The sequence below is a fragment of the Blautia argi genome, assembly GCF_003287895.1.
Classification (GTDB): Bacteria; Bacillota; Clostridia; order Lachnospirales; family Lachnospiraceae; genus Blautia; species Blautia argi.
Genome location: NZ_CP030280.1, coordinates 1,762,783 through 1,788,053, shown reverse-complemented (window position 1 = coordinate 1,788,053; position 25,271 = coordinate 1,762,783). Strand labels below are relative to the sequence as shown.

20 protein-coding genes, 1 tRNA gene, 1 other RNA gene and 2 pseudogenes are annotated in these 25,271 nt (G+C 44.0%); 3 read left to right on the top strand and 21 right to left on the bottom strand.

The genetic code is table 11. From position 1 onward, the window contains the following. Positions 1-116: 116 nt before the first annotated feature. The 8 genes and pseudogenes from DQQ01_RS08720 to DQQ01_RS08685 form a co-directional block, all read right to left on the bottom strand. A complete protein-coding gene (locus DQQ01_RS08720) occupies positions 117-2,294 on the bottom strand; it encodes a DUF6449 domain-containing protein (RefSeq protein WP_111919704.1) in 2,178 nt (725 codons plus the stop codon). Continuing rightward, entirely contained in the window at positions 2,269-3,171 is a 903-nt protein-coding gene (locus DQQ01_RS08715) for an ABC transporter ATP-binding protein (RefSeq protein WP_111919703.1), read from the bottom strand. The genes DQQ01_RS08720 and DQQ01_RS08715 overlap by 26 nt, the downstream gene beginning before the upstream one ends. Next, entirely contained in the window at positions 3,168-3,539 is a 372-nt protein-coding gene (locus DQQ01_RS08710; protein WP_111919702.1) for a GntR family transcriptional regulator, read from the bottom strand. Before DQQ01_RS08710 ends, DQQ01_RS08715 begins: the two co-directional genes overlap by 4 nt. A 207-nt stretch (positions 3,540-3,746) precedes the next feature. After that, positions 3,747-4,692: pseudogene (locus tag DQQ01_RS08705) on the bottom strand (2-hydroxyacid dehydrogenase). Between the two features lie 13 nt (positions 4,693-4,705). Next, positions 4,706-6,022, bottom strand: coding sequence for an aspartate kinase (locus DQQ01_RS08700; RefSeq protein ID WP_111919701.1), 1,317 nt, complete (start codon positions 6,020-6,022; stop codon positions 4,706-4,708). A 178-nt stretch (positions 6,023-6,200) separates the two neighbouring features. Continuing rightward, positions 6,201-6,638, bottom strand: coding sequence for an aspartate carbamoyltransferase regulatory subunit (locus DQQ01_RS08695; protein WP_111919700.1), 438 nt, complete (start codon positions 6,636-6,638; stop codon positions 6,201-6,203). Further along, on the bottom strand, positions 6,632-7,558 hold the full coding sequence (gene pyrB / locus DQQ01_RS08690; protein WP_111919699.1) for an aspartate carbamoyltransferase: 927 nt from the start codon (positions 7,556-7,558) through the stop codon (positions 6,632-6,634). The genes DQQ01_RS08695 and pyrB overlap by 7 nt, the downstream gene beginning before the upstream one ends. 81 nt (positions 7,559-7,639) lie before the next feature. Beyond that, positions 7,640-8,026: a putative ABC transporter permease gene (locus DQQ01_RS08685; RefSeq protein WP_111919698.1), complete on the bottom strand. Its 387-nt coding sequence runs from the start codon at positions 8,024-8,026 to the stop codon at positions 7,640-7,642. Positions 8,027-8,158: 132 nt separating this feature from the next. Between DQQ01_RS08685 and pheA the strand changes: the two genes are divergently transcribed. After that, on the top strand, positions 8,159-9,289 hold the full coding sequence (gene pheA / locus DQQ01_RS08680; RefSeq protein ID WP_111919697.1) for a prephenate dehydratase: 1,131 nt from the start codon (positions 8,159-8,161) through the stop codon (positions 9,287-9,289). 13 nt (positions 9,290-9,302) lie between these two features. Continuing rightward, entirely contained in the window at positions 9,303-10,607 is a 1,305-nt protein-coding gene (locus tag DQQ01_RS08675) for an ATP-binding protein (protein ID WP_111919696.1), read from the top strand. A 105-nt stretch (positions 10,608-10,712) separates the two neighbouring features. On the opposite strand, the gene rnpB is transcribed toward DQQ01_RS08675, so the two are convergent. The 7 genes from rnpB to glpK form a co-directional block, all read right to left on the bottom strand. Next, positions 10,713-11,061: RNase P RNA component class A (gene rnpB, locus DQQ01_RS08670), an RNA gene on the bottom strand. 73 nt (positions 11,062-11,134) lie between these two features. After that, complete coding sequence (locus DQQ01_RS08665; RefSeq protein ID WP_111919695.1) at positions 11,135-12,802, bottom strand: nucleoside kinase; 1,668 nt, start codon at positions 12,800-12,802, stop codon at positions 11,135-11,137. Between the two features lie 293 nt (positions 12,803-13,095). Beyond that, a tRNA-Leu gene (locus tag DQQ01_RS08660) sits at positions 13,096-13,179 on the bottom strand. Between the two features lie 143 nt (positions 13,180-13,322). Then, complete coding sequence (locus tag DQQ01_RS08655; RefSeq protein ID WP_111919694.1) at positions 13,323-14,603, bottom strand: amidohydrolase family protein; 1,281 nt, start codon at positions 14,601-14,603, stop codon at positions 13,323-13,325. Positions 14,604-14,660: 57 nt separating this feature from the next. Next, positions 14,661-15,311, bottom strand: a complete 651-nt coding sequence (locus DQQ01_RS08650) for a GNAT family N-acetyltransferase (RefSeq protein ID WP_111919693.1) — start codon at positions 15,309-15,311, stop codon at positions 14,661-14,663. Positions 15,312-15,556: 245 nt separating this feature from the next. Beyond that, on the bottom strand, positions 15,557-16,426 hold the full coding sequence (locus DQQ01_RS08645) for an amidohydrolase family protein (RefSeq protein ID WP_111919692.1): 870 nt from the start codon (positions 16,424-16,426) through the stop codon (positions 15,557-15,559). A 22-nt stretch (positions 16,427-16,448) separates the two neighbouring features. Further along, positions 16,449-17,945, bottom strand: coding sequence for a glycerol kinase GlpK (gene glpK, locus DQQ01_RS08640; RefSeq protein ID WP_111919691.1), 1,497 nt, complete (start codon positions 17,943-17,945; stop codon positions 16,449-16,451). 233 nt (positions 17,946-18,178) lie between these two features. On the opposite strand from glpK, the gene DQQ01_RS08635 reads away from it, so the two are divergent. Beyond that, entirely contained in the window at positions 18,179-19,444 is a 1,266-nt protein-coding gene (locus tag DQQ01_RS08635) for a peptidoglycan-binding protein (protein WP_111919690.1), read from the top strand. A 101-nt stretch (positions 19,445-19,545) separates the two neighbouring features. Here the strand turns inward: DQQ01_RS08635 and eutH are convergent, their stop codons facing one another. From eutH to frr, 6 genes and pseudogenes are all read right to left on the bottom strand, one after another. Then, positions 19,546-20,625: an ethanolamine utilization protein EutH gene (gene eutH / locus DQQ01_RS08630; protein WP_111919689.1), complete on the bottom strand. Its 1,080-nt coding sequence runs from the start codon at positions 20,623-20,625 to the stop codon at positions 19,546-19,548. 14 nt (positions 20,626-20,639) lie between these two features. Further along, the gene (gene rseP / locus DQQ01_RS08625) at positions 20,640-21,920 is read right to left on the bottom strand and encodes an RIP metalloprotease RseP (RefSeq protein WP_111919688.1); all 1,281 of its coding nucleotides are present in this window, start codon (positions 21,918-21,920) and stop codon (positions 20,640-20,642) included. Position 21,921: 1 nt separating this feature from the next. After that, positions 21,922-23,065: pseudogene (gene dxr, locus DQQ01_RS08620) on the bottom strand (1-deoxy-D-xylulose-5-phosphate reductoisomerase). A 24-nt stretch (positions 23,066-23,089) separates the two neighbouring features. After that, positions 23,090-23,902 carry a phosphatidate cytidylyltransferase gene (locus DQQ01_RS08615; protein WP_111919687.1) on the bottom strand — a complete coding sequence of 271 codons (813 nt, stop codon included), beginning with the start codon at positions 23,900-23,902 and terminating at the stop codon, positions 23,090-23,092. Then, positions 23,895-24,611 (bottom strand): undecaprenyl pyrophosphate synthase, encoded by a 717-nt coding sequence (locus DQQ01_RS08610; RefSeq protein WP_111919686.1) that lies wholly within the window; start codon positions 24,609-24,611, stop codon positions 23,895-23,897. The genes DQQ01_RS08615 and DQQ01_RS08610 overlap by 8 nt, the downstream gene beginning before the upstream one ends. Positions 24,612-24,699: 88 nt before the next feature. After that, on the bottom strand, positions 24,700-25,254 hold the full coding sequence (gene frr / locus DQQ01_RS08605) for a ribosome recycling factor (protein ID WP_111919685.1): 555 nt from the start codon (positions 25,252-25,254) through the stop codon (positions 24,700-24,702). Between the last annotated feature and the right edge of the window lie 17 nt (positions 25,255-25,271).

Below are 25,271 nucleotides of genomic sequence, written 5' to 3'. Positions count from 1 at the left end.
TTAAATCTCATTTTCTTTATTGTACCCTTCTATCTTGCCCCTTGTCAATGGCGCATGTAAAAGGGCTGCTGCATTTGGCACATAGCTTCCTGCAGCAGCCCCCTGTATTCAAAAGGTTAGTCAAATTTCAATTTTTTTAAAATTTCTTCCACACTCTTATCCTTCATCAGATAAAGGGAAGTCATGTCGTTTTCCTGATTTTTCCAGGTGATGCTTACATTTAACCGGTAGTCCAGAGGGCTGTTTACGCCATAGCGGCAGCTTTCAAAGGAAAGATGCTCCAAAAGCTGCTGAATCTGCTTTGCATCTTCTACCTCGGCAATGGATTCTTCTCCCAATTCATCGTCCCAGACGCTTAAGGTAAGCTTTTCGATCTTATCCGGGTCAATGGCTTTTGGTACTTCCTCTCCTGCGTCCTCCAAAAGGCGGATTGTCTTTGCAAAGTTCTCATAAATAGGAAGGGAGTAGGAGGTGGAGAAACGGTTGTTCCATGTGTCAGTATGCTCGGATTCTGCTTCCAGATAGCCGATAATCCGTTTCTCGCTGCTTTCCTGAAAAGTCATATTCTCCAACTCTGTCTTGTAAGTTTTGTAAAGCTCTTCTATCTTGCCTTTTGTCATATCCAGCTGTTTTCTGTATTCATAAAAATTGTGGAGATACAGATAACTGATGTCCTCTACTTTCTGATATGAAGTTGGAAGCAGCTTTTCTCTGTAGTCCCAGTCGTCATAAATATCTGCAATCTGAGCAATGACTTTTTCCGTTTCGGGTATGAGATAAGAACGGTACACAGTCTTGCCGGATTTTAAATGAAAGGCAACGTTTACAGAAACAAGGGTGGTATCATTTCCGGCTCCGGGATACAGATAATCCATTCCTGTGGTAGATACAGCGTTGTTTTCTGTCATAGTCAGAATCGGTGAAACAGAATCCTGTTTTTTGCGCTCTTTACACGCCTTGATCCCTTCCTTTGCCAGGGCATATACAGAATCAAAATCCCGGATATGGGTTTTTTCCAGAAAATTAACGTCTACATTATTATAGATATCAAAGTAGTCATTGTCATAGGAAAAACGTCCGTTAATGCTTGGAAAATAGACGGACATGGTTTCTATCTGTTCCTTTTTAGGAAGATAGGAATCAAAGCCTGTGACATCTGTTTTGTATCCTGCCATAATCAGAATCAAAAGACCCAGGGAAAGCCCTGAGGAAATACGGGGACGCAGACTTTTTCGGATATCCATGGTATACAGAAATTCAAAGGCAATGGATAAGAGAAGTCCTACCACCAGGGTGGAAAGAACCAGCCATAAAAAGCTGTTTCCCATACCGGCGCTGAAAAGCAGTCCTGCCAAAAGGGCAATAGGAAGAACACAGGCTACTTTAATCGCGGGCTGCAGTTTCCGGAAGGCAATGGCCTTGTGATAACTTTCAGAAGGGCGGATTTTATACAGGCAGATATCTGCAATCAACGCCAAAATCGTGAGAATCACAGCAAAAATAATCAGTTTGGTTCCAAGGGACGCATCGCCATGAACCTGGGTAAACGCCATGGGCTGTCTTTTTAGCAAAAGGTTGGCGTGAAAGGTATCCGACAGGGCCAGGTAAGAAATCACAGGACTTAAAAATTTCCCAATATCTGAATGCTCAAAAGCGCCAAAGGTATACAAAAAGCGGTTGTTTAACATGCTGTAGGCGGAAGAAACAAGCCAGCCATAAGTCATAATACCCAAAAAAGCCAAAAGCGCAGTAAACAGATTTCCGGTGAGTAAAAGAGCCAGAATGGAAATACTGTATATAAGAAGGAAAAACAAAATATGGATTCCCATGGCTTTAAACAGAGTCGCTGTGGTATTTTCGCAGAAACCGCCATATCCGCCGCCTATCAGACAGGTGAGGGCTAAAGCGCCCAGATAAGGCAGCAGGAAGGTAAAAAATCCGCTGAAAAAGGAACTTACAAACAGTTCTTCTCTCTTTAAGGGCAGGCTGTGATAAAAATCCGTTTTCTCTCCGGAATGTAGATAAGAAAAACCGGTTAATCCCAGCAATACGGCAGAAAAAATCACCACAACCATTAATCCTGGATTTCCCATACCCAGACATTCCAAAAGTTCCTGCTGCACAGGAGAAATCAGCTCTCCCTGCATGGATTCCTGTATTTTGGCAACGTCCAGACTCATAAGCGTATAGGCAGGAAGTACTGCCAGCATGGCTACAGACAGGAGAATCAGCAGAGAAAAATTCCTGCGGATATTTTCTTTTATGCTGTTAAATAAATAGTTTTTTGATGTCATATCCGGCTACCTCCGTTTCACTGATAAAAATTTCTTCTAAAGTAAGGGGAATGGCTTCTGCAAACAGAGGATTTCTCTTCTGAATTTTCGCCATAATTTCTTCCCGCTCTCCCCGCACAACCATGGTAAGCAGAGAAAGTCTTTTTTCATACTGCATAATATCCAGTTCTGACAGCAGGGTTTCCTCGTCCTTAGTATCAGGGATTACACACTGTACCTTATGAATGTGCAGTTTCATTTCCTCCACGTCTTTTGAGAGAAGTACGCCGCCTCTGTGCAACAGTCCCACATGGTCACAAATGTCCTCCAATTCCCGCAGATTATGAGAAGCAATGACAGGGGTAAACTCCCGTTCTGATACTTCATATGCCAGAAGACTTTTGGCAGCCTGCCGCATAACCGGGTCCAGTCCGTCAAAGGTTTCGTCGCAGAAAAGATATTTTGTCCCCGCACAGATGCCCAAAAGCATGGAAGCCTGTCGCTTCATACCCTTGGAAAAGGTACTGATTTTCCGTTTCTTTTCCAGTCCCAGATTGTCTGCCAGCTTTTCCAGTCTGCCAACGTCATATCTGGGATAATAGATGGCAAAATATTTTGCCATATCCAGCATGGTACTGTTTTGAAAAAAGTAAGCCGTGTCAGGAAGAAAGAAAATATCGCTTTTTTTCTGAGGATTTTCATATACCTCGCTGCCGTCTACGGCAATCTTTCCGCTGTCCTGCTTTAATACACCGGAAAGCATACGCAGCAGAGTACTTTTTCCGGCTCCGTTGGTCCCTGCCAGACCAAAAATACTATTGTCTGTAATAGTCAGAGATACGTTATTTACGGCTTTGATATCTCCAAAGCTTTTACACAGGTTTTCTGTTTTTATCATGCTTCACCCTCCTCATAGAACTCCTTTGTTTTCTGCAGACAGAGTTCTTTTGGTATATCCAGTTCTTTTGCTTCTTTTATGAGTGTTTTCAGCTTTTCGAAAAAGGCGGTTTTTTGTTGTTCTTTTAATGCCTGGTTTCCTGAAACGAAATTCCCACGCCCTTTTACCGGATAAATATACCCCTGCTGTTCCAGAATCGTATAGGCTTTCTGAATGGTATTTGGATTAATGGAAAGCTCGGTTGCCAGGGAACGAACCGACGGCATTTTGGAATCTGCTTCCATAACGCCTTTTATAATCAGCATCTGGAACCGCTCCACAATCTGCTCGTATATGGGTTTTCGATTCTGATAGTCAATAAAAATCAAAACATTTCCTCCTTCCCGGAATCTTGTATTGGGTTCCGTATTAAGTGTACTAGGAGTATTAGTACACTTAAAAATATAAAGGATAAAAGAGGGTTTGTCAATACCTGAATGTCTTTTTTAATACTAAAAAACGGAACTGCCGCCACATATCCCGGCGACAATTCCGTTTTTCTATTTTTACATTCCTATTTTTGTTTTTTACAACTCTTAAAAGACCAGATTCTGAGGATTTCCCTCCTGCCATGCCTGAATATTCTGAAAAGCAATATGCGCCCGTTTTACCATGGCTTCCTTTGTGGCAAAAGCAACATGAGGAGTCACCAGGGTATTTGGAGCATGAAACAGAGGGTGGTCTTTTTTGACAGGCGGTTCTGTTTCAAAAACATCGACGGCTGCCCCTGCAATTTGTCCTTCATTTAAGGCTTCTGCCAAAGCCTCGCTGTCAGCTACCGGCCCTCTTGCCGTATTTATGAGCACAGCAGTTTTCTTCATCAGCTTCAGATTCTCTCTGTTTATCAGATGATAGGTGTCCTTTGTCAGCGGAGTGTGAAGGGACACAATATCGCACTGGGACAAAAGTTCTTCAAGACTTACATAATGTACCCAGTCAATGTCCTTTTGAGTCCGGCTGTAGGCATATACCTGGCAGCCAAAGGCGTGAGCAATGCGGGCAACCCGCATACCAATCGCCCCTGTTCCGATAACTCCGAATTTCTTGCCCTCCAGCTCAAAGCCTACAAGCCCGTCCTTAGTGCCTTCCCGGCGTACCGCCTCATTGCAGGCAGGAATATTCCGGTAAAGGGAAATCAGTATGCCAAAGACCAGATCCGCTACAGCTGCAGTGGAGTATCCGGCACAGTTGCACACCGTAACTCCCATTTCCCCGGCAGGCGTCCAATGCAATATGGTCTATGCCTGTAAATGCCACACAGAGCATTTTTAAATTTTTGCACCCGCGAATTACCTCTTCCTTTAAAGGTAAGTTGGCGACCATGATTACGTCTGCATCCTTGCCTCTTTGTATCAGCGTTTCGCTGTCTGTGACTCTGGTATCATAACAGACGATTTCCATATTTGTTTTCAGTTTTTCCTCTGCAATGGCGAGAAGCTGTTCTTTTTCCACGCCCAGAGGTTCTATGATTACAAGCTTCATTTTATCCTGCCCCTTAAATCTGTGTTTCTACAAAAATATCGTAAATCGCCCGGATAGCTGGTTCAAAGTCTTCGTCTTTTACCCCTACAATGACGTTTAACTCACTGGAGCCCTGGTCAATCATGCGAACATTGATATTTGCATGAGCAAGAGCTGCGAAGATTCTGGCAGCAGTGCCGCGGTTAGAGCGCATGCCTCTTCCCACAATGGCAATCAGTGCCAAATCTGTTTCCAGTTCCATATAATCCGGATTTACTGCTCTGTGAATACCCGAAATCACCTGCTGCTCTTTTTCTGCAAATTCGTCCTGGTGAATATAAATCGTCATGGTATCAATTCCGGAAGGAATATGTTCAAAGGAAATGCCCTGCTCTTCCAATACCTGCAAAACCTTTCTGCCAAAACCAATTTCCGCATTCATCATGGATTTTTCGATAAAAAGAGAACAAAATCCTTTCTTTCCTGCAATACCGGTAATCGTATACGGCGGTTTTTTGCAAGTGTCCTCCACAATCATGGTACCGTCTTCTTCCGGAGCATTGGTGTTTTTGATATTAATGGGAATGCCGGCTTTTCTCACCGGGAAAATTGCATCCTCGTGAAGCACGGTAGCGCCCATGTAAGAAAGCTCTCTCAGCTCCCGGTAGGTAATGGTGTCAATGGATTTTGGGTTTGGAATGATTCTGGGATCTGTTACCATAACGCCGGACACATCTGTCCAGTTCTCGTAAAGCTCCACGTCCAGAGCACCGGCAATAATGGAACCTGTGATATCCGAACCGCCTCTTGAAAAGGTCTTGATTTCTCCGTTTTCCTTTGCGCCGTAAAAGCCTGGAACAACTGCCTCTGTTACGTCTTTTAACCTTTTGGCAACCAGAGCCTCTGTAATCTCAGCATCAAACTGACCGTTTCCATCAAAACGAATCATTTCTGCCGGGTCTACAAAGGTGTAGCCAAGATAAGCTGCCATGATTTTCCCGTTTAAATATTCTCCTCTGGAAGCTGCATATTCTTCCCCAATCTGTTTCCGGAAATTATCCTCCAGGATTTTGAAATCTTCTTCCAGGGACAGAGATAATTCCAACCCATCAATGATTTCCTGGTAACGACTCTTAATCTCTGCCAGAACCTTCTGAAAAATTTCCTCATTGGCTGCCCGATAGCAGGCATACAGCAAATCCGTTACTTTTGTATCCTCTGAAAAGCGCTTGCCCGGTGCAGAAGGTACCACATATCTTCTGGTCCCGTCTGCACGGATAATTGCGCCTACTTTTTTAAACTGTTCCGCACTGGCCAGTGAGCTTCCGCCAAACTTTACAACTTTTTTCATCTCATATCCTCCTCACTTGATGCTGCATAGCATAAATAATATAATTTCTCCTTGCAAATGTCCAGTATTTTCTACATATTTCCCCTAAAAATATCCATTTGCCGAAGTCTTTATTGCTATAGTTTATGGCAGGTATGACAAGATGTTATAAAAGGCGGGATTCTGTCTTTTTGACCCCTTATTTATTCCGGTTTCCTCTGTATTTTTCTTCACAATATTTGCAGCGGTATACTTCTTTTTCCGGGTCTGCCAGAATAAATACATGGTCTAATTCCTGTTCAATGGAAGTGATACAGCGAGGATTTTTGCACTTGATAACATTGCGGATTTCCTTTGGAAGATGAAGATCCTTTTTCTCTACAATTTCCCCGTCTTTAATGATGTTTACTGTAATGTTGTGGTCAATAAAGCCCAGAATATCCAAATCCAGTGTATCGATGGGACATTCTACTTTAATGATGTCTTTTCTTCCCATTTTGCCGCTTCTGGCATTTTTAATAATCGCCACACAGCAGTCCAGCTTGTCCAGGGCAAGGTCATGGTAAATGGTCATGCTCTTTCCTGCTTTGATGTGATCTAATACCACACCTTCGCTTAAACGTCCTACATTTAACATAAATCTACCCCCATTCCCAACAAACTTAAAATCAATGCCATACGGACATATACGCCGTACTGTACCTGTTTAAAATAAGCAGCTCTCGGATCTGCGTCAACCTCTACGGAAATTTCATTCACACGGGGCAGAGGGTGCAGTACCAGCATATCTGGCCCTGCCAGAGCCATTTTTGCCTTATCTAAAATATAGAAATCCTTCATGCGTACATAATCCTCTTCATTAAAGAAGCGCTCTTTCTGTACACGGGTCATGTAAAGAAGATCCAGAGAAGGCATGGCGTCCTCCAGGCGTTCCACTTCTACAAATTCATGACCGCTGGCTCTTAATACATCTTCTCTGATATAGTCAGGGATCCGAAGCTCTTCCGGGGAAATCAGCACAAACTTCACACCCTCATAGCGCACCAGAGCTTCAATAAGAGAATGCACGGTTCTTCCGAATTTTAAGTCGCCGCACAGGCCAATGGTAATGTTGTCCAGTCTTCCTTTTAAGGAACGAATGGTAAGTAAGTCGGTAAGAGTCTGGGTCGGGTGCTGATGTCCGCCGTCCCCTGCATTAATCACAGGAATCTGGGAAGCCATGGACGCAACCAAAGGCGCACCTTCCTTTGGGTGGCGCATAGCGCAGATATCTGCATAACAGGATACCGTCCGAACTGTATCCGCAACGCTCTCTCCTTTTGCTGCTGAACTGGAGTTGGCGCTGGAGAATCCCAGAACCTTTCCGCCCAGACGCATCATGGCAGATTCAAAGCTTAAACGAGTTCTTGTACTCGGTTCATAAAACAAAGTTGCTAAAATTTTCCCATCGCATTTGTGGGCATATTTTTCCGGATTTTTTTCAATATCATTGGCAAGATCCAATACCTTTGCCAGTTCCTCTACGGATAAATCCAGTGGACTCATTAAATGTCTCATAGATGACCTCCTATGTGTATCTCAGGATTTTTTGAACCCTTGTAACATCATATACCACTTTTTTCCGTATTTCAAGCAGTTTCACTCCTTTAAAGATAAGATTTTTTCATAGAAAAGTCCGGTAAAAAACCATACGGGCGCATAGTCCAGGCGAATGACCCCTTTGTAGTGGTAAGGGGTGTTGCTGTAATCCCAGGGACACATGTGAAAATGTTTTAAAAACATACCTGTGCCAAGCTCAGCAGCAAAAATTCCCAGCATGTAAAGACTGCCGCGAATCAGGGGGGGAACTTTTTTTAAACGACGGGATACAGGGCCGATACAGGCTGCCATGCCGTAAATGGGAAACATGAGAAGAGAGGAATGTCCGGTCATCTTCCATTCCCGGTTTCCAAGGGCATGAAGTCCGGTCCAGAAAATCTCCATACACCACCCCAGCGCTCCGCATTTGATAAAATCATTTTTCATAAAGACCGCTCCTGTTTCTTTTTCCTTATATTTATTATGGAATTTTTCCAGGGATTTTATACAAAACACTTGCACACAGTAAAGTGTCGGTGTATCATAAGGATTACATTTATCAACACAAGGAGGTTTCAAATGCTGGATTTACAGGAAATGCGAAAAGAAATAGATGTCATTGACGACCAGATTGTAAAGCTATTTGAAAAACGTATGTCCATTGCCGAGCATGTGGCAAAATTTAAAATAGAGAACAACAAACCTGTTTTTGATCGCAACAGAGAGGAAGAAAAGCTGGAAGCACTGGGGAATAAGACCCACAGTGCCTTTAACTGCTGCGGGATACAGGAGCTGTATCAGCACATCATGTCTATCAGCCGGAAGCGTCAGTATCAGCTTTTACAGGAACATGAACAGGCAGATACAGGGGAATTTCAGATGGTTGACGCCCTTCGGAAAAAAGACGTAACTGTGGTTTTTCAGGGCGTGGAGGGAGCATACAGTCATGCTGCCATGAGGGCCTTTTTCGGAGAAGAAATTTTCAGCTATCATGTGGACACCTGGAAGGATGCCATGGAGGAAATCAAAAAAGGCAATGCCATGTATGCCGTGCTTCCCATTGAAAATTCTACGGCCGGGATCGTGCAGGATAATTATGATTTGCTCACAGAATATAATCATGTGATTGCAGGGGAGCAGATTATTCAATGCCGTCATATGCTTCTGGGCATTTCGGGTACAGAGCTTGAAGACATAAAAAGAGTTTACTCTCACCCTCAGGCGCTGATGCAATGCCGGGAATTTCTGGATTCTCACAAGGAGTGGCAGTGTCATGAATTTGGCAATACGGCGGCTGCTGCCAAAAAGGTTTCCGAGGAGCAGGATAAGACACAGGCCGCCATTGCAAGCCCCTATGCAGCAGAATATTTCGGTCTGATTCCTCTGGCAGAGCATATTTACACCAATCCGGACAATTCCACTCGTTTTATTATTGTAACAAAGGAAAAAATTTACTGCAAGGACGCAAAGAAAATCAGTGTCAGCTATGAGCTTCCTCATGAAAGCGGAAGTCTTTACAGCAGTCTTTCCCATTTCATCTACAATGGACTGAATATGACAAAGATTGAATCTCGCCCCATTGCAGAGAGAAATTGGGAATACCGGTTTTTTGTGGATTTTGAGGGCAATTTAAGCGACAGCGCAGTACAGAATGCTCTGCGGGGCTTAAAGGCAGAAGCACAGAATCTGCGGGTACACGGAAATTACTAAGGAGGAATGAGAAATGTTTCATGTAGAAGAATGTATTCTGTATCGGGACTTTACACAGGGGGATATCTTAAAAGATATGATTGCTGCCCTGTCCCTTTGCTGTCAGGAGCCGGACGCACCTGAAAAATCAGCGCCTCTTTTTTACAGTTGTATGAGTCGTCTGGTGGAAATGGCAGATACCTATGGGTTCTGCGGAAATCTCTGGAATAATTATCTGACCTATCTGCTGGTAAACCATGAAAATGCTTTCAGCACTTCCTGTGAAATTACAGGACCAAAGCCAGGTTCTTTAAATCAGCTTGCCCTTCATGATTTTACGATTTTCAAAGACCTGTTTCACCTGGACTTCTCTGCTTTTGAGAAATTCTACGGTGCGGCTTCCTGCTGTCATCTCATCAGTCATTATGAAAATGCCCCGGGCAGTGGAAAGCAGTTTAACGAGAGAATTAAAAACAGGCTGTGTACTTTAAGCACATTGCTTGAGCAGGCAGAAACACCGGAAAAATTTATGGGATACATGACAGATTTTTACCGTGATTTCGGCGTGGGAAAACTGGGGCTTCACAAAGCCTTTCGTCTGGAGCATAAAGGTACTGACGGAAAAGTAGAAATTGTTCCCATTACCAGAATTGCCCATGTACATCTGGACGATTTGGTGGGCTATGAAATTGCCAAAAAGAAATTGATTGACAACACAGAAGCCTTTTTAAACAATAAGCCTGCCAATAACTGTCTGCTTTTTGGTGATGCGGGAACCGGAAAATCCTCCAGCATCAAGGCAATTTTGAATCAGTATTATGACAGGGGGCTTCGGATTATTGAGGTCTATAAGCATCAGTTCCAGGATTTGAACGATGTGATTGCTCAGATTAAAAACAGACAGTATAAATTTATTATCTACATGGACGATTTATCCTTTGAAGATTTTGAGATCGAGTATAAGTATTTAAAGGCAGTGATTGAGGGCGGTCTGGAACGGAAGCCGGACAATATTCTGATTTACGCTACATCCAACCGCAGACATCTGGTGCGGGAGCGTTTCAGCGACAAAGAGGATAGAAATGACGATTTACACACCAATGATACCGTACAGGAAAAACTTTCTCTGGTTTCCCGGTTTGGTGTCACTATTTATTTCGGTTCTCCTGAGAAAAAAGAATTTCAGCAGATTGTCCTGACCCTTGCCAGACGACATCACATTAACATGGACGAACAGGAACTGCTTTTGAAGGCAAATGCCTGGGAGTTGCAGCATGGCGGACTTTCCGGCAGAACGGCGCAGCAGTTTATTGATTATCTTCTGGGGCAACAGGAATAAAATAATGCGGTAGCAAAAAAGGTGCGAAGAAACGGAGTATTTCTACATTTCTTCGCACCTTTTCCATTTATTTATCGGTCAATGGTTTTTACTGTGTTTCTACAGTGAATAAGCAGGACGATAAGCCGGGTTATGTCGTGAATAATCATCTATCCAGACCTGCTGTCGCCAGCAGGTTCAAGCGACCCACCTGAAAACGTGACGGGCAGCCACAATGTTTTCTATTCGGTCTTGCTTTGAATGGGGTTTACATATGCCCTTTCTGTTACCAGAAAGGCGGTAGTCTTTTACACTGCCCTTCCACCCTTACCGGAAAAACCGGCGGTATATTTCTGTTGCACTATCCTTGGAGTCACCTCCACCAGACGTTATCTGGCATTCTGCCCTGCAAAGCCCGGACTTTCCTCACCTGACCCCTTTCGGTTCTGTCAGCCGCGATTATTTATCCTACTTATTACACTCTGGCTATTCTATCACAGAAAAATCGAAAATGCAAATCTTTTTCTGTCACATGCTTTTTGGGAATTTTACACATCAAAACAGCCGCCTCCTACAAATTCTCTTAAAATAGAATTGTATGGAATGGCTTCTCCCGGAATCCCAACAAAATAGTCTAAAAACTTTAAGAGGCGTTTTGCCTCATTGTATTCCGGCTCTCCCGGTCCAATGGAAAACAGCAGAGGTTCTGCATACAGCTTTAAAACAGCCAGTTCATAGATAAGGGCTGAATTAAACATCACGTCTGCGGACTCCTGATAAGGGAAGATATTTTCTTCCTCTCCCCTGCGTACAGAATTCCACATGGCAATGGTGGTTTTGGCAGAGGCACCCCTGGTTCTGGCGTCCCTTACAATACGGCGGATAAGCCGTCCGTCTGTGGTGGGAATCCGATTATGCTCATCTACATTGAGCTGGGTCAGAGCACTGATATAGATTTTAAATTTATTCTCCACAGGGAGGAAATGACTCAATTTGTCATTTAAACAGTGAATTCCTTCAATAACCAGCACGTCCTCCTTACCAAGCTGCAGATAATCTCCGCGATATTCCCGCTGTCCGGTTTTGAAGTTAAACTGGGGAAGTTCTACTCGCTCTCCTTTTAAAAGCTGCAGCATATCCTCATTAAATTTTTCTACATCAATGGCTTCCAGACACTCGAAATTATAATTGCCATTATTGTCCAAAGGTGTATCTTCTCTGTTGACAAAATAATTGTCCACACCAATAGGGTGAGGCTTTAAGCCGTGGGCTGCCAGTTGTATGGACAGTCTGTGGGAAAAAGTGGTTTTTCCTGATGAAGAAGGACCAGCTATCATGATAAATTTTTTATTTCCGGATATTATAATCTGCTCTGCAATCTGAGAGATTTTTGATTCCTGAAGAGCCTCTGCAATGAGAATCAGTTGGTTGGCTCCTTCTCTGGTAATCTGTTGATTCAATTCTCCTACAGTGTCAGACTGTACCATTTCTCCCCATTTTTCGGATTCTCTCTGTACCTGGAAAATCTTAGGGCTGGGAATAAAGTCCGGTACAACCTCCGGATTTTCTCTTTTGGGAAGTTGAAGCACCAGTCCACCCTGATAGGGATAAAGCTCAAAATGCTTCAGGTAACCAGTGTGATTGACCATAAATCCATAAAAATAATCCTCAAAATCCCCCAGACTGTAGAGATTCACTCTAGATACCCGGCGGAAACGGAACAGCTTTTCCTTGTCGTACATGCCATGTTTATGAAAGATTTCAATGGCCTCGTTGGTGCTGACACTGCGCTTTAAGATAGGTAGCCTCTGCTCTACCAATTCCAGCATATATGTCTTTACCTGAGCTAAAAATTCTTCCGTAATTTCCACATTTCCGTCAATGGTGTAATAGTAGCCCGAACTTACAGAAAAATGCAGAGTAACCTTACGGATATTTTCATGTCCGGCTACATGATAAACAGCCTTCAACAAAAGAAAGGAAGTGCTTCTTTTATAGGTACTGTGACCAATTTCGTCCCCAGTGGTGACAAATTCCAGTACACCGTCTTTCTTCAGCTTTTTATGCAGTTCGCATAATTTGCTATCCTTCATAACCAGCACAATGGGATATCGGGTGATTCCTTCATATTCTTTTACAATCTGTGCATAAGGCGTTCCATAAGGATAGGTCTTTGTTTTTCCAAGTATCCTTACACTTACCATTTTTTCACTCATGCTCGTTCTCCTTTCCTGCTGCGTTTTTGATAAGCTTCTCCCCAATCTCATATTTAGATACATATAATTTTACTACAACTATCCTTGAGTTTCTATCATTTTATAGTTTTTTTAGATAGATATTACTTTTTTCAGAATTTTTATGCAAAGGCTGTTTTTACTCTCCGTAAACACATAAAGCAGGGTGACAAAAAAGGGACAGAGTTATTCTGTCCCAATACAAATAAAAAGACTGAAATCCCTAGGTTTACTGGAATTTTAGCCTTTTTTAACTTCCTGTTTTTATTTAAAACTGCGGGAGATGGGACTTGAACCCACACGAGCATACACCCACAAGATCCTTAGTCTTGCCTGTCTGCCAATTCCAGCACTCCCGCTTACCTGTCGAACGGTCTTTCCAAACGACAAGTAAAAGTATAGCAAATATTTTCCATATCGTCAATACTTTTTTGGGAAATTTTATAATATTTTTTGTGCTTTTTGCAACACCCTTTGCACACTGCCTTTTAATCCTGCTTTTTCAGAAAACAGGCACTCCATTTATATATTTGCCTGCAATATTTCGGTCATCTCCCAGGTATATAAAGCGTTCCAGTCTTTCCAGTAGCTCTAGCCTCCGGGGCTGCCGAAGACTGCTGTCGTCTAAAATCAGTGCGTCAAATGCATAGCCAGGTAAAAAGCTTCCGACTTTTCCAAAGAAAGAACCGCCGCCCAGAGTTCCCATATAAAAGACTTCCGCAAAAGTAAGGGGCTTTGCCACTGGATCTACATATCTCCAGCGAAGCTTGGAACACTGCACTGCATCTGCCATTGCCCGTAAAATAGAAGGAGTGCTTCCGGCTGCCATATCACTTCCAAGCCCTACGCGAACTCCTTTTTCCAGAAATTTTCGTATAGGTGCAATGCCGGAGGCCAGATTGGCATTGGACTGGGGACAGTGTGCCACATAAATCCCCTGCTGCTTCATCAGTGCAATTTCCTCATCATCAACCCAGATGCAATGAGCCATAATTGCAGGTTCACTGCCTCCAAAAAGCCCTGCCTGAAAATAAGCATCGCTGTAGGAAGCGGCATTTGGACAAAGCTCTTTTACCCAGGCAACCTCCTGAGGATTTTCTGACAAATGGGATTGCAGAGGCAGATGATATTCCTCCTGGATTTTTTTTAATTCTTTCATCAGCGAGTCGCTGCAAGAGGGAATAAACCGGGGTGTCAAAATAGGCCTGGTGTGGATATAGCTGCCCTCAATTTCCTTCAGCCAGCGTCTGGTTTCTCTGGCTGAGGTCTGAGCACTCTCCTCCTGAAGTTCTGTGCCTCCGTTTCGGTCCATATTCACCTTTCCCACATAGGTTTCCAGACCGGACGATTCCAGCAAGTCCATCAAAATCTCTGTGGCCTCCACATGCAGCGTAGCAAAAATCACAGCTCTTGTTACAGCGCTTTGTTTCAGGTCCTCCACATACATAGCATAGGCTCTTTGGGCATATTCGGCATCTTTATATCTGGCTTCTTCCGGAAATGTATGGATATTTAACCAGTCCAGCAATTCCAAATCCATTCCGAGTCCCCGGAAGGGATACTGAGGTGCATGGGTGTGAAGATCTGTAAGTCCGGGAATAACAAGACAATCTCCGGTATCCCTTATGGGAAGGTCTGCAAACGCTTCCGGAATTTCTTTAAAAACACCCTGGCAGATTCCCTCCCGGCATACGGCGTAGCTGTCCGGTTTTACAAGAAGCTTTCCCTGTTCATTACTGTAACAAATATGTCCCTTTAAAAGAAAGGACTCTCTTTTCTTCATGAGGTTACCTCCTGCTTGTTTTTATGCAGTTATTATAACCGGATTTTAAAAGAAATGTCAAATTGCCGGAGTCTTCACCGCATCTTCCGTCATTTGAAAATCATACAGGAAAAAGCACATATCTGCTTTCTGGCCTTCTATGAGAAAGGTTTTTTTCTGCTCTCCTCTTCTGGTCATTCCCTGATGCTCATAAAAGCCGTAATTACAGCTTGTATCTGTGTACAAATAAAAAGAATCTGCCTTCTTTTTCTGCATGTAACAGAGGAATTTCTGAAAAAGCTGTTTTCCAACTCCTTTTCCTCTGCAGACCGGATCCACTGCAAAAAGCGCCAGTTCTGCAGGATATGTTTTATGAGTTTCTTCCAGTAATTTTTTATCCATACCGGATACACTCTGGAAAATTCTCATGGTTTTTCTTCCCTCCTTATGCAGATAAAGCTGTATCAGGGCTGTTGCCTGTCTAAAACGACATATAAAAGGGCAGTGATGCTCTGGTTTATAATTGCCAAGAAGGATGCCTACAGGTCTGTTTCCTAAAACAGCCACCTGTGAAAAAGTATAATTGGTCAGGCAGCTTGATAGAAAAACCTTTGCCAGAAGAGCGGCTGTTTTAGGACTGCAAAGCTCATCATATTTCCAGGTTTTTCGGATAATGGATTCCAAAGCAGGAATGTCGTCTTTTTGAAAAGGTCTTAAAATAATGTTCATTGTACTTTCTTCTCCCTTGTTGTTTTCTGTATCATAAAGGCTACAGTAAGTGTAAAGTCAAGAGGGAAAATGAAAAAATTTATATACCTTTACAGTTTCTCAGTTGGAGGCTGGAGCAATACCGTATGCGGATTGGAAGCTATTTGTCTTCTGTGTGGCTATCAAAGGGGAACCTGGGAAAAGTTCCCCTTTTGTATGAGAAAAATAGAACACCCCATATTTCCCTGTATCCAGAGGTTGTAAAGTCAGAGCCTCTGAAATTTTCGGCGTATTCTGGCTTCTCCATCGAAAAGATGTTGTCTTACCTCTTCGGTATCTCCCAGAATTTCCCGGAAACAGCCCCATTCGTCCAAAAGTCCCTGACCGTGATACACCCGATAAGCTCCGGCATCGCTTCCAAGAGCCATATGTACCCCAAGTTCAAAGCCTCTGCGGATATTTTGGCTTCCCACAGCCCTGATATGCTCAAGGACTTTATCCGAAAATCTGCCGCAGCCTATAAGATTCTTTACCACAGTAATCGTAGGCACCCACACCACATCGGATTCTGCCATAAGCTGTAAGGCTTCTTCGTCTACATAATTTCCATGCTCAATGCTGTCAACTCCGGCTCGGACAGCCTCCGCTACCGCTCTGGCTCCATTGGTGTGGGACATAACAGAAAATCCCTCCTCATGAGCAATATGTACCATTTCTTTTACTTCCGAAAAAGGAAGGGCAGATTCTGTTACAGAACCGTCTGTATCAAAATCCATGATACCGGTGGTCATAATTTTTATGAAATCGCCGCCGCAGGCTTTCACTTCTCTTACTAATGTTGCATATTCCTTTAAGGTATCAAAGCCCCTTCCTACGATTTTGCCGTAGTGTCCGTTATGATGAATGGCAAAGGCAGGGGTTCGGTAATCAATTCCATAGGAACCTGACAATTCCTTTGCCTTCTGGGAAACGTGGAGAAAATCGCCTCCGTCCCGGACAAAGGAAATTCCTTTGTCCTGATACGCTTTAAAATGGCGATGAATAACCTCCTCGTCTACTCCATTTTCCTGCTGTCTGACTGCCTCCCGGTAGTTTCTGGCATTCATAAAAATATGTGCATGGTTTTCTCCAAACATGGTGTCATCTTCTTTCTGTTTTCTATTCCTCTCTTGCCCAGCCGTAAGCGCATTTTACGGCTTTCTTCCAGCCTCTTGATTTTCTATCCCGCTCTTCTTTTGTAATTTCCGGTACAAACACCTGGTCCACACTCCAGTTTTCCATAATTTCTTCTTTGCTGTGCCAGTATCCTACCGCAAGACCTGCCAGATAGGCAGCCCCCATTGCCGTAGTTTCCACACAGACCGGACGCTTTACTGGAACCTGTATCATATCTGCCTGCGCCTGCATCAGGAAATTGTTGGCGCTGGCGCCTCCATCCACACGCAGGGCATTGAGTTCCATACCGGAATCTGCCTGCATGGCTTCAATCACATCATGAACCTGGTAGGCCAGAGATTCCAGGGAAGCACGGATAATATGACATTTATTTACCCCTCTTGTGAGGCCCACAATAGTTCCTCTTGCGTACTGATCCCAGTAGGGTGCCCCAAGTCCGGTAAAAGCAGGAACTACATAACAGCCGTTGGTGTCTTTTACCTTTCGTGCCATATATTCCGAATCCTCGGCAGAATCAATTAGCCGCAGTTCATCTCTGAGCCACTGTATTACTGCTCCTGCTACAAATACAGAACCCTCTAAGGCATAATTGACTTTTCCGTCTAAGCCCCAGGCAATGGTAGTTACCAGACCATTTTCGGAAAAGACCGGTTTTTCTCCTGTGTTCATTAAGAGAAAGCAGCCGGTTCCGTAAGTATTTTTGGCATCTCCTTTAGAGAAGCACGCCTGACCGAAAAGTGCGGACTGCTGATCGCCTGCTGCCCCTCCAATGGGAATTTCTCCTCCGAAAAAGCTGCTGTCTGTTACGCCGTAAATACAGCTGGAGGGCTTCACATCTGGCAGCATGGATTCAGGGATATCCAGCTCCTTTAAAATGTCCTTATCCCATTCCAGCGTATTGATATTATAAAGCAGAGTTCTGGAGGCATTGGAATAATCAGTTACATGTACAGTTCCTTTTGTCATTTTCCAGATCAGCCATGTTTCAATGGTTCCGAAAAGAAGCTCGCCTTTTTCAGCTTTTTCTCTGGCTCCTTTGACATGGTCCAAAATCCATTTCACTTTTGTTCCGGAAAAATAGGCGTCAATAATCAGCCCTGTTTTTTTACGAAAAACATCCGTCAACCCTTTTTCTTTCAGGGAATCACAGTATTCTGAGGTCCTTCTGCATTGCCATACAATGGCATGATATATGGGTTCTCCTGTATTTTTGTCCCACACGACAGCCGTTTCTCTCTGATTGGTAATGCCGATAGCAGAAATATCTTCGGCCTCGGCCCCTGCTTTTTGCATTGCTTCCACTGCTACCCCAAGCTGATTGGACCAGATTTCATTTGCATCATGCTCCACCCAGCCCGGTTTTGGAAAATACTGTGTAAATTCTTTTTGGGCAAAGCTTACAATTTCTCCTTTTCTGTTAAACAGAATGCATCGGTTACTGGTGGTTCCTGCGTCCAATGCCATTACATATTTTGCCATATCCTGTACCTCCTGCGGAATAAAAAAGCTGTCCAGAAAAAAGGGATTCCCTTTCTATCTGACAGCTTATCTCCTACTCATTTCTGTCTTGCTTATTGCTTTTGCATAACATCTATTGCTATTCTATCGCGAATTGGAGAAAATTTCAACAAATTATGGATTTTTTTCCAATCTTTTTATCCGGATATTTTTTCCTGCATATACTAAAGCAATGAAAAAACTGAGGTCTTATTATGTATATACCTCCCTTAAAAGCAGCACAGACAGAAGAAACAGATGAGGGAAAGCTCCGTCTTTACGTAGTATCTGCGCTTAGAAATCAGCCCATTGAAGACGCCACGGTTACCATTTCCTATTCCGGGGAACCGAATTCTGTGATTGAAGAGGTGAAAACCGATGCGAGCGGTATGATTCCAGAACTGACACTTCCTGCTCCACCTCTGGAATATAGCATGGCGCCATCGGAGTATCAGCCTTATTCGGAATATACTATCCGAATTTCCAGAGATGGCTTTGAAAATCTGGATATTTCCGGAGCGGAAATCCTGCCGGAGTCTACCGCTGTCCAGAGGGCTGTGATGAATCCCTCTACACCGGAAAATTCCTTTGAAGATATTGTCATTCCTGCGCATACCCTTTATGGAGAATACCCACCCAAAATCCCGGAAGAAGAAATTAAGCCTATGAACACTTCCGGAGAAATCGTATTGAGCCGGGTAGTCGTTCCGGAATATGTGGTGGTACACGACGGAGTTCCAACCAATCCATCAGCAAAGGATTATTATGTTCGGTATCGTGACTATATTAAAAATGTTGCAAGCAGTGAAATTTATGCCACCTGGCCGAAAGATACTATACGGGCAAATGTGCTGGCAATTATGTCCTTTACCTTGAACCGGGTTTACACAGAGTGGTACCGGAACAAGGGATACGACTTTACCATTACCTCCTCTACTGCCTTTGATCACAAATGGATACACGGACGCAACGTCTTTGAAAGTATTTCTGAAGTAGTCGATGAGCTTTTTGACAATTATCTTTCCCGCCCCGGAGTGCGTCAGCCGATTCTTACCCAGTATTGCGACGGGGAAAGGGTGCAGTGCCCAAATTGGATGACACAATGGGGATCCAAATACCTGGGGGATCAGGGCTACTCTGCTATTGAAATCCTGCGGAATTTCTACGGGGACAACATGTATATCAATGCCGCAGAGGAAATTTCAGGTATTCCTGCCTCCTGGCCTGGGCAGCCCTTAGATATCGGTTCTTCCGGCAGCAAGGTTCGTCAGATACAGGAGCAGCTAAATGCTATCAGTAAATCCTATCCAGCCCTTCCCTCTGTGAACGCAGACGGCATTTACGGAGAGGCTACCCAAAATGCGGTACGGGAATTTCAGCGAATTTTCGGGCTTCCGGCTACGGGAGTTGTTGACTACCCTACCTGGTATGAAATTCAGGATATCTATGTAGGTGTTACCAGAATCGCCGAACTTGTTTAAAAAACACCCCTGCAGGAACTTCAAAAGCAAAAAACTAAAAACGGAATACCATTCTTTACTTCAGCCACTCAGGAGCTTTGCAAAGAATGGTATTCCATGTTTTATCGTTTCTTTACTTCTTTTTTCTTCTGCAGAAGCAATACAGCCGCAAGTGCAGCCAATGCACCTGTCACTTTCGCTGTCAGAAGTGCCCCCACTATATTGGGTTCCACACTGAGTGTAAAACCTGCGTGGGCTGCCAACGCCGATGCAGCGCTTACGGAAAAAGCAGTATTCGCCACTTTTCCCACAGAATCCATATCCTTCATGGAGGTAAGCTGCGGAATAGGGCTTACCATGCCAATCATTAATCCGGACACACTGGTTTCATTCAAGCCGAAGCGATGACCCAGCTTTCGGAAGGGCTTACGCATAAGACGTCTTAAAAATTCTGCCAGCGGAAGACTGCCAAGCATGGTAATGCCAATGGAAGCCACAACTGCCAAAGCATCTTCAATAGGTGCAAGCCCTGGTATCAAATTTTGCTTCAAAAAATAGGACAAAGCACCTAAGAGAAGACCAAGTGTAATCAAAAGCTTCATACCTTTTGCAAAAATCCGAAAACCTGTCATCATACCGTCCGGGAAAAATTTCAATCCAAGACCAAGCAAAAGGGACAGAATAAAAATTGGCATACTGTTCCAAAACACTTCCAAAAAGGAAAGCCCACATAAAAGCCCGCCTGCCAAAAGTCCTGCCGGAAGCGCGGCAAGCCCGGTAAGAATACCCTTTGCAAAGGCTCCTCTGTCCTTTTCTTCCACAATTTCCATCCCTACGGGAATGGTAAAAACCAGGGTACAGCCAAAGGTAGCAGAAATCAGCACTCCGGCGTAGCTTCCCACAACAGGATTTTCTGCCAGATCCTTTGCAAGCTGATAACCGCCCATATCAATGGCAAGCAGTCCTCCAAGTACAGAAGGGTCTGCACCGGTAAGAGAAAAAAACGGGACAATAAAGCTGCGAAAGCCTGCAGAAATCAGAGGAATCAGACACAGCATGCCCACCATGGACAGCGCGGTAGGCCCCATGAGCATAAAGCCCTCCTCCAGACATTTCCCATATCCCCGCTTATTCCCTGAAAGCTGGTCAATGCCGCCCAAAAGCACTCCTGCCGCCAGTATATACATTAAAATCTTATTCATAATTCTTCTGTTTCTTACAATCTCCTGAAATCATTAAACATAACAAAGACCATAAGCAGCATGAGCAGCATAAAGCCTGCAAAATGTATCATGCCTTCTACATTGGGATTCAGCCTTTTCTTACGTACAGCTTCAATAAGCAAAAAGACCAGCCTGCCGCCGTCCAGAGCCGGAATGGGAAGAAGGTTCATAACTCCCAGGTTTGCGGACAGCAAAATTGCCCAGTACAGCATCTGCATGGATACCATTACTGCACCGCCTGTCTTTGCTTCTTCATAGGAATCTCCGATAACTTCAATAATTCCCACAGGACCGGAAAGGTCATTTACCGTAAATTGCCCTTTTATAAGCATAGCCAGACTCTCAACAGTAGTGGAAATCCAGTAGCGCACCTCTGTGACGCTGTAGCGAAGAACTCCCAGGAAGTTGGTCTTTTCCCGATAAATATTATATACAAATCCAGAATCAATCTGCTTTGTCATCTGCGGTTTGGCGGCAATGGTTTCCACCTTTCCGTTTCGTTCAATTCCCAGGCTGACCTTTTCGCCATCCAGAGGGTGTTCCTTTAGATAACTCATCAGTTCCTGGCTGTCTTCTATTTTAACACCGTTTATTTCCCGGATAATATCTCCTGCCTGCACTCCTGCCTTCTGCATGGAGCTATTCAGCATAACCTGAAGAATTTCAGGTTTTCCCTCTGCTGCATAGTGAAAGCCCAGCATATACCTTGTTTCGCTGTCCGCGCGAAAGGTAATGTCATGCTCCTCCTTGTTCCGCTTATAGGTAAGAGAAATCTGTTCGTCCTGAAGCCCATGAAGGGTCATATAGGAGTCCAAATCTCTTCCAACCACAATCTTTTTTCCCTGAAACTCTGTAATTAAATCTCCCTCTCGGAGGCCTGCTTCCCAGGCAGGAGATCCTTCTGTAACCTTTAAAACCTCCGGCGGGTCATACCCCATTACACTGGTAATAATCATGGCAAAAAGGAAGGCAAGAAGAAAGTTGAATATGGGTCCTGCCGCTACCACAGAAATCCTTGCCCAGACAGAGGCATTGTTAAAAGAACCTTCGCTGGTATCATCATCGTCCTCTCCCGCCATCATACAGGAGCCGCCAATGGGAAAGAGCTTTAGAGAATATCGTGTTTCTCCCTTTTCTGTGGATAAAAGTCTTGGTCCCATACCAAGAGAAAATTCCAGAACCTTAATTCCGTTTTTCTTTGCCAGAAGAAAATGCCCCAGTTCATGAAAGAGAATAATAACAGAAAAAACAATAATCGCAATTAAAATCTTCAACCTACCACCTGCTTTCAATTCTGTCGTATACGTCTTGTTCAATCTTCAGTATATCTTCTACGGCAGGATTGGAAATCACCTGATGGTTTTCCATAGCTTCCTCAATAATGGTATAAATATCCAGAAACTGGATTTTTTCTCTGTAGGAATAATGCCACTGCTTTTTCATTTGCGGCATTAAACACCGTAGGCATGGAACCGCCCCTTTTTGCGGCCTCTATAGCAAGAGGAAGTCCTTTAAAGGTTTCCATATCCGGATTCTCAAAGGTGATAGAGCCAAGTGCAGCAAAATCCAGCCTTTCCCCGTCCAGATATCTGCGCGCTCCCCTGTACAGGGCATACTGTATGGGAAGCCGCATATCTGGTGTGCCAAGCTGCGCCATAATGCTGCCATCTGTGAACTGTATCATGGAATGAATCACACTTTGGGGCTGTACGACTACCTGGATATGGTCTAAATCCACCCCAAAGAGCCATTTGGCTTCCATGACCTCCAGACCCTTATTTACCAAGGTTGCCGAATCAATGGTAATCTTCTGCCCCATAGCCCAGTTGGGGTGCTTTAAGGCATCCTCCACCTGTATGTTTTCCAAATCTGCACGTTTTCTTCCTCGGAAAGGACCGCCGGAAGCAGTAATCAAAAGTTTGTCAATGGTCTTTTCTTTCTCTCCGTTTAAGCACTGGAAAATAGCGCTGTGTTCACTGTCCACAGGCAGGATTTCTACCCCATATTCCTTTGCCAGGGGCATGATGAGATGCCCTGCTGTAACCAGGGTTTCTTTATTTGCCAGGGCAATGTCTTTTCCTGCTTTTATGGCTTCCATGGTGGGACGGATTCCAATCATGCCGACAATGGCAGTAACCAGTATTTCTGCTTCTTCCATAACCGCAAGCTCTAAGAGTCCTTCCATACCGCCGACTACCCGGCAGTTGGTATCGCGGACTCTTTCCCTCAGCTCTTTTGCCTTTTCTTCGTCACCCACGGCTGCAAGTCGCGGCTGAAAGAGGCGAATCTGCTCTTCCAGCATGGAAATGTTTTGGCCGGCAGAAATTCCTACTACCTGTAAATCTTCGTTTTTACTCACAATATCCAGCGTCTGTGTTCCGATAGAACCTGTAGAGCCTAAAATTACAATTTTTTTCATAACAAATTCCTCTTTATACTATCTCTATATCAGCACACTCGCCAGGAAATAGATAAACGGCGCAGTGAAAAGCACACTGTCAAAACGGTCTAATATACCGCCGTGTCCCGGAATGAGTGTTCCGTAGTCTTTGATTTCTTTGTTCCTTTTAATGGCAGATGCTGCCAGATCTCCTACCATGGAAATCAATGCGCCAATGGCACAGATAATGGCATACATCACAGGTGTGTGTCCATCAGTCGGGTTTACGCCTGTAATGGCAAAGGCATATAAAGCGCCTAACAGGGCTGCGCCTAGGACACCGCCTACGCCGCCTTCCACAGATTTTTTCGGGCTTAATACCGGCGCCATTTTATGTTTTCCAATGAGCATTCCCACGCAGTAAGCACAGGTATCACTTCCCCAGGAACTTAAGAAAATCAGTCCTACCAGCCATGCGCCGCCTTCCAGATTTCTGGTTTTGTAAATATAAGACAGCATAACTGCCACATAAATCACACCGAAAAGCGCTGCCATAATCTGCTCTGCCCGATATCTGGGATAATAAAAAACATACACCCCCATAATCAGCACCAGAGTGAAGAGAATGAGCATAACGGATAAATCTTCTGTTCTGTTCCACAAAAGAGAAATATAGTACAGGATTGTACCTGCATAGCCTGCGATTTCCAGAGGACCGAATCCTTTTTGATGTACTTCCATGGCGCGGTAAAGTTCGTTTACTCCAACCAGGGAAATACCCAGAAGCACTGCAAACAGCACAGGTCCTCCTGCCGCAACAGACAGTACGGCAATGATAACCAGAACAATGCCGCTTAAAAGTCTTGTTTTAAACATGTGATTCCTCCTTTACACCGCCGTACCTGCGTTCTCTGTGATTGAATTTATCAATGGCCTTTTCAAATTCCGGTTTGTCAAAATCCGGCCACGGCACGTCAGTAAAATAAAATTCCGTATAGGCAAGCTGCCACATAAGGAAATTAGAAAGGCGTTCCTCTCCACTGGTACGGATTAAAAGATCCGGGTCAGGAAGACCGCCGGTATCCAGATAAGAGGAAACCGTATCCTCTGTAATTGTTTCCGGCAAAAGTATGCCTTTTTTCACATCTTCTGCCATGTGCTGCATAGCTCTTCTGATTTCATCTCTGCTTCCATAGTTCAGGGCAATCTGAAAGTGCAGTTCGTCGTATTGGCTGGAATATTCTTCTAACTCCCGGATTTTTTGCTGCAAATCTTTGTCAAAAGCGGTTGGGTCGCCAATTACCTTCACCCGCATTTTGTTCTCCGCAGAAATTTTGATGCATTTTTTCATATAATTGCGAAACAGTTTCATCAATCCATCTACTTCTTCCTTGGAGCGTTTCCAGTTTTCCGTGGAAAAAGCGTATACAGTAAGATATTTTACTCCCAGTTCCTTGGCAATGCTGCAGATTTTTTCCAGATTTTCGCAGCCCTTGATATGCCCATAGGTTCTGGGCATGCCCTTTGCCTTTGCCCAGCGTCCGTTGCCGTCTAAAATAATGGCCACATGATTGGGAACCTTCATGATTTTTCCTCCTACGCATAAAAGGGGCTGTCACACAAAAGCATAGGGATTTCTGATTGCTGTTTTGTGTGACAAACCCTTCCTTGTTCTATACAGTCAGAATTTCTTTGGATTTTTCTTCTACTGCTTTGTCAATTTCTTTTACAAATTTATCTGTAACCTTCTGGATTTTTTCTTCCAGCTCTTTGATTTCGTCTTCAGATACGTCCTGTTTTGCCAGCTTTTTAAAGGCATCGTTGGCATCTCTGCGGACATTGCGGACAGCTACCTTTGCAGCCTCTCCTTTTTTCTTAACGTCCTTTACCAGTTCTTTTCTGCGTTCTTCTGTAAGTTCCGGTAATACCAGACGGATAATCTTTCCGTCGCTGTTTGGATTTAATCCCAGGTCAGATGCCATAATTGCTTTGCTGATTTCTTTAATCAGAGATGCTTCCCATGGCTGAATCTGAATCATACGGGCTTCCGGAACCGTAATGTTTGCTACCTGCTGAAGGGGAGTTGGCGTTCCGTAATAGTCTACGGTCAGCTTATCCAGAATATGCGGATTGGCACGTCCTGCACGGATTGTTACCAGCTCTTTTGTCAGTCCTTCCAGTGTTTTTGTCATTTTGTTTTCATATACCTGTATTCTTTCGTCTGCCATCTTTTAATCCTCCTGAA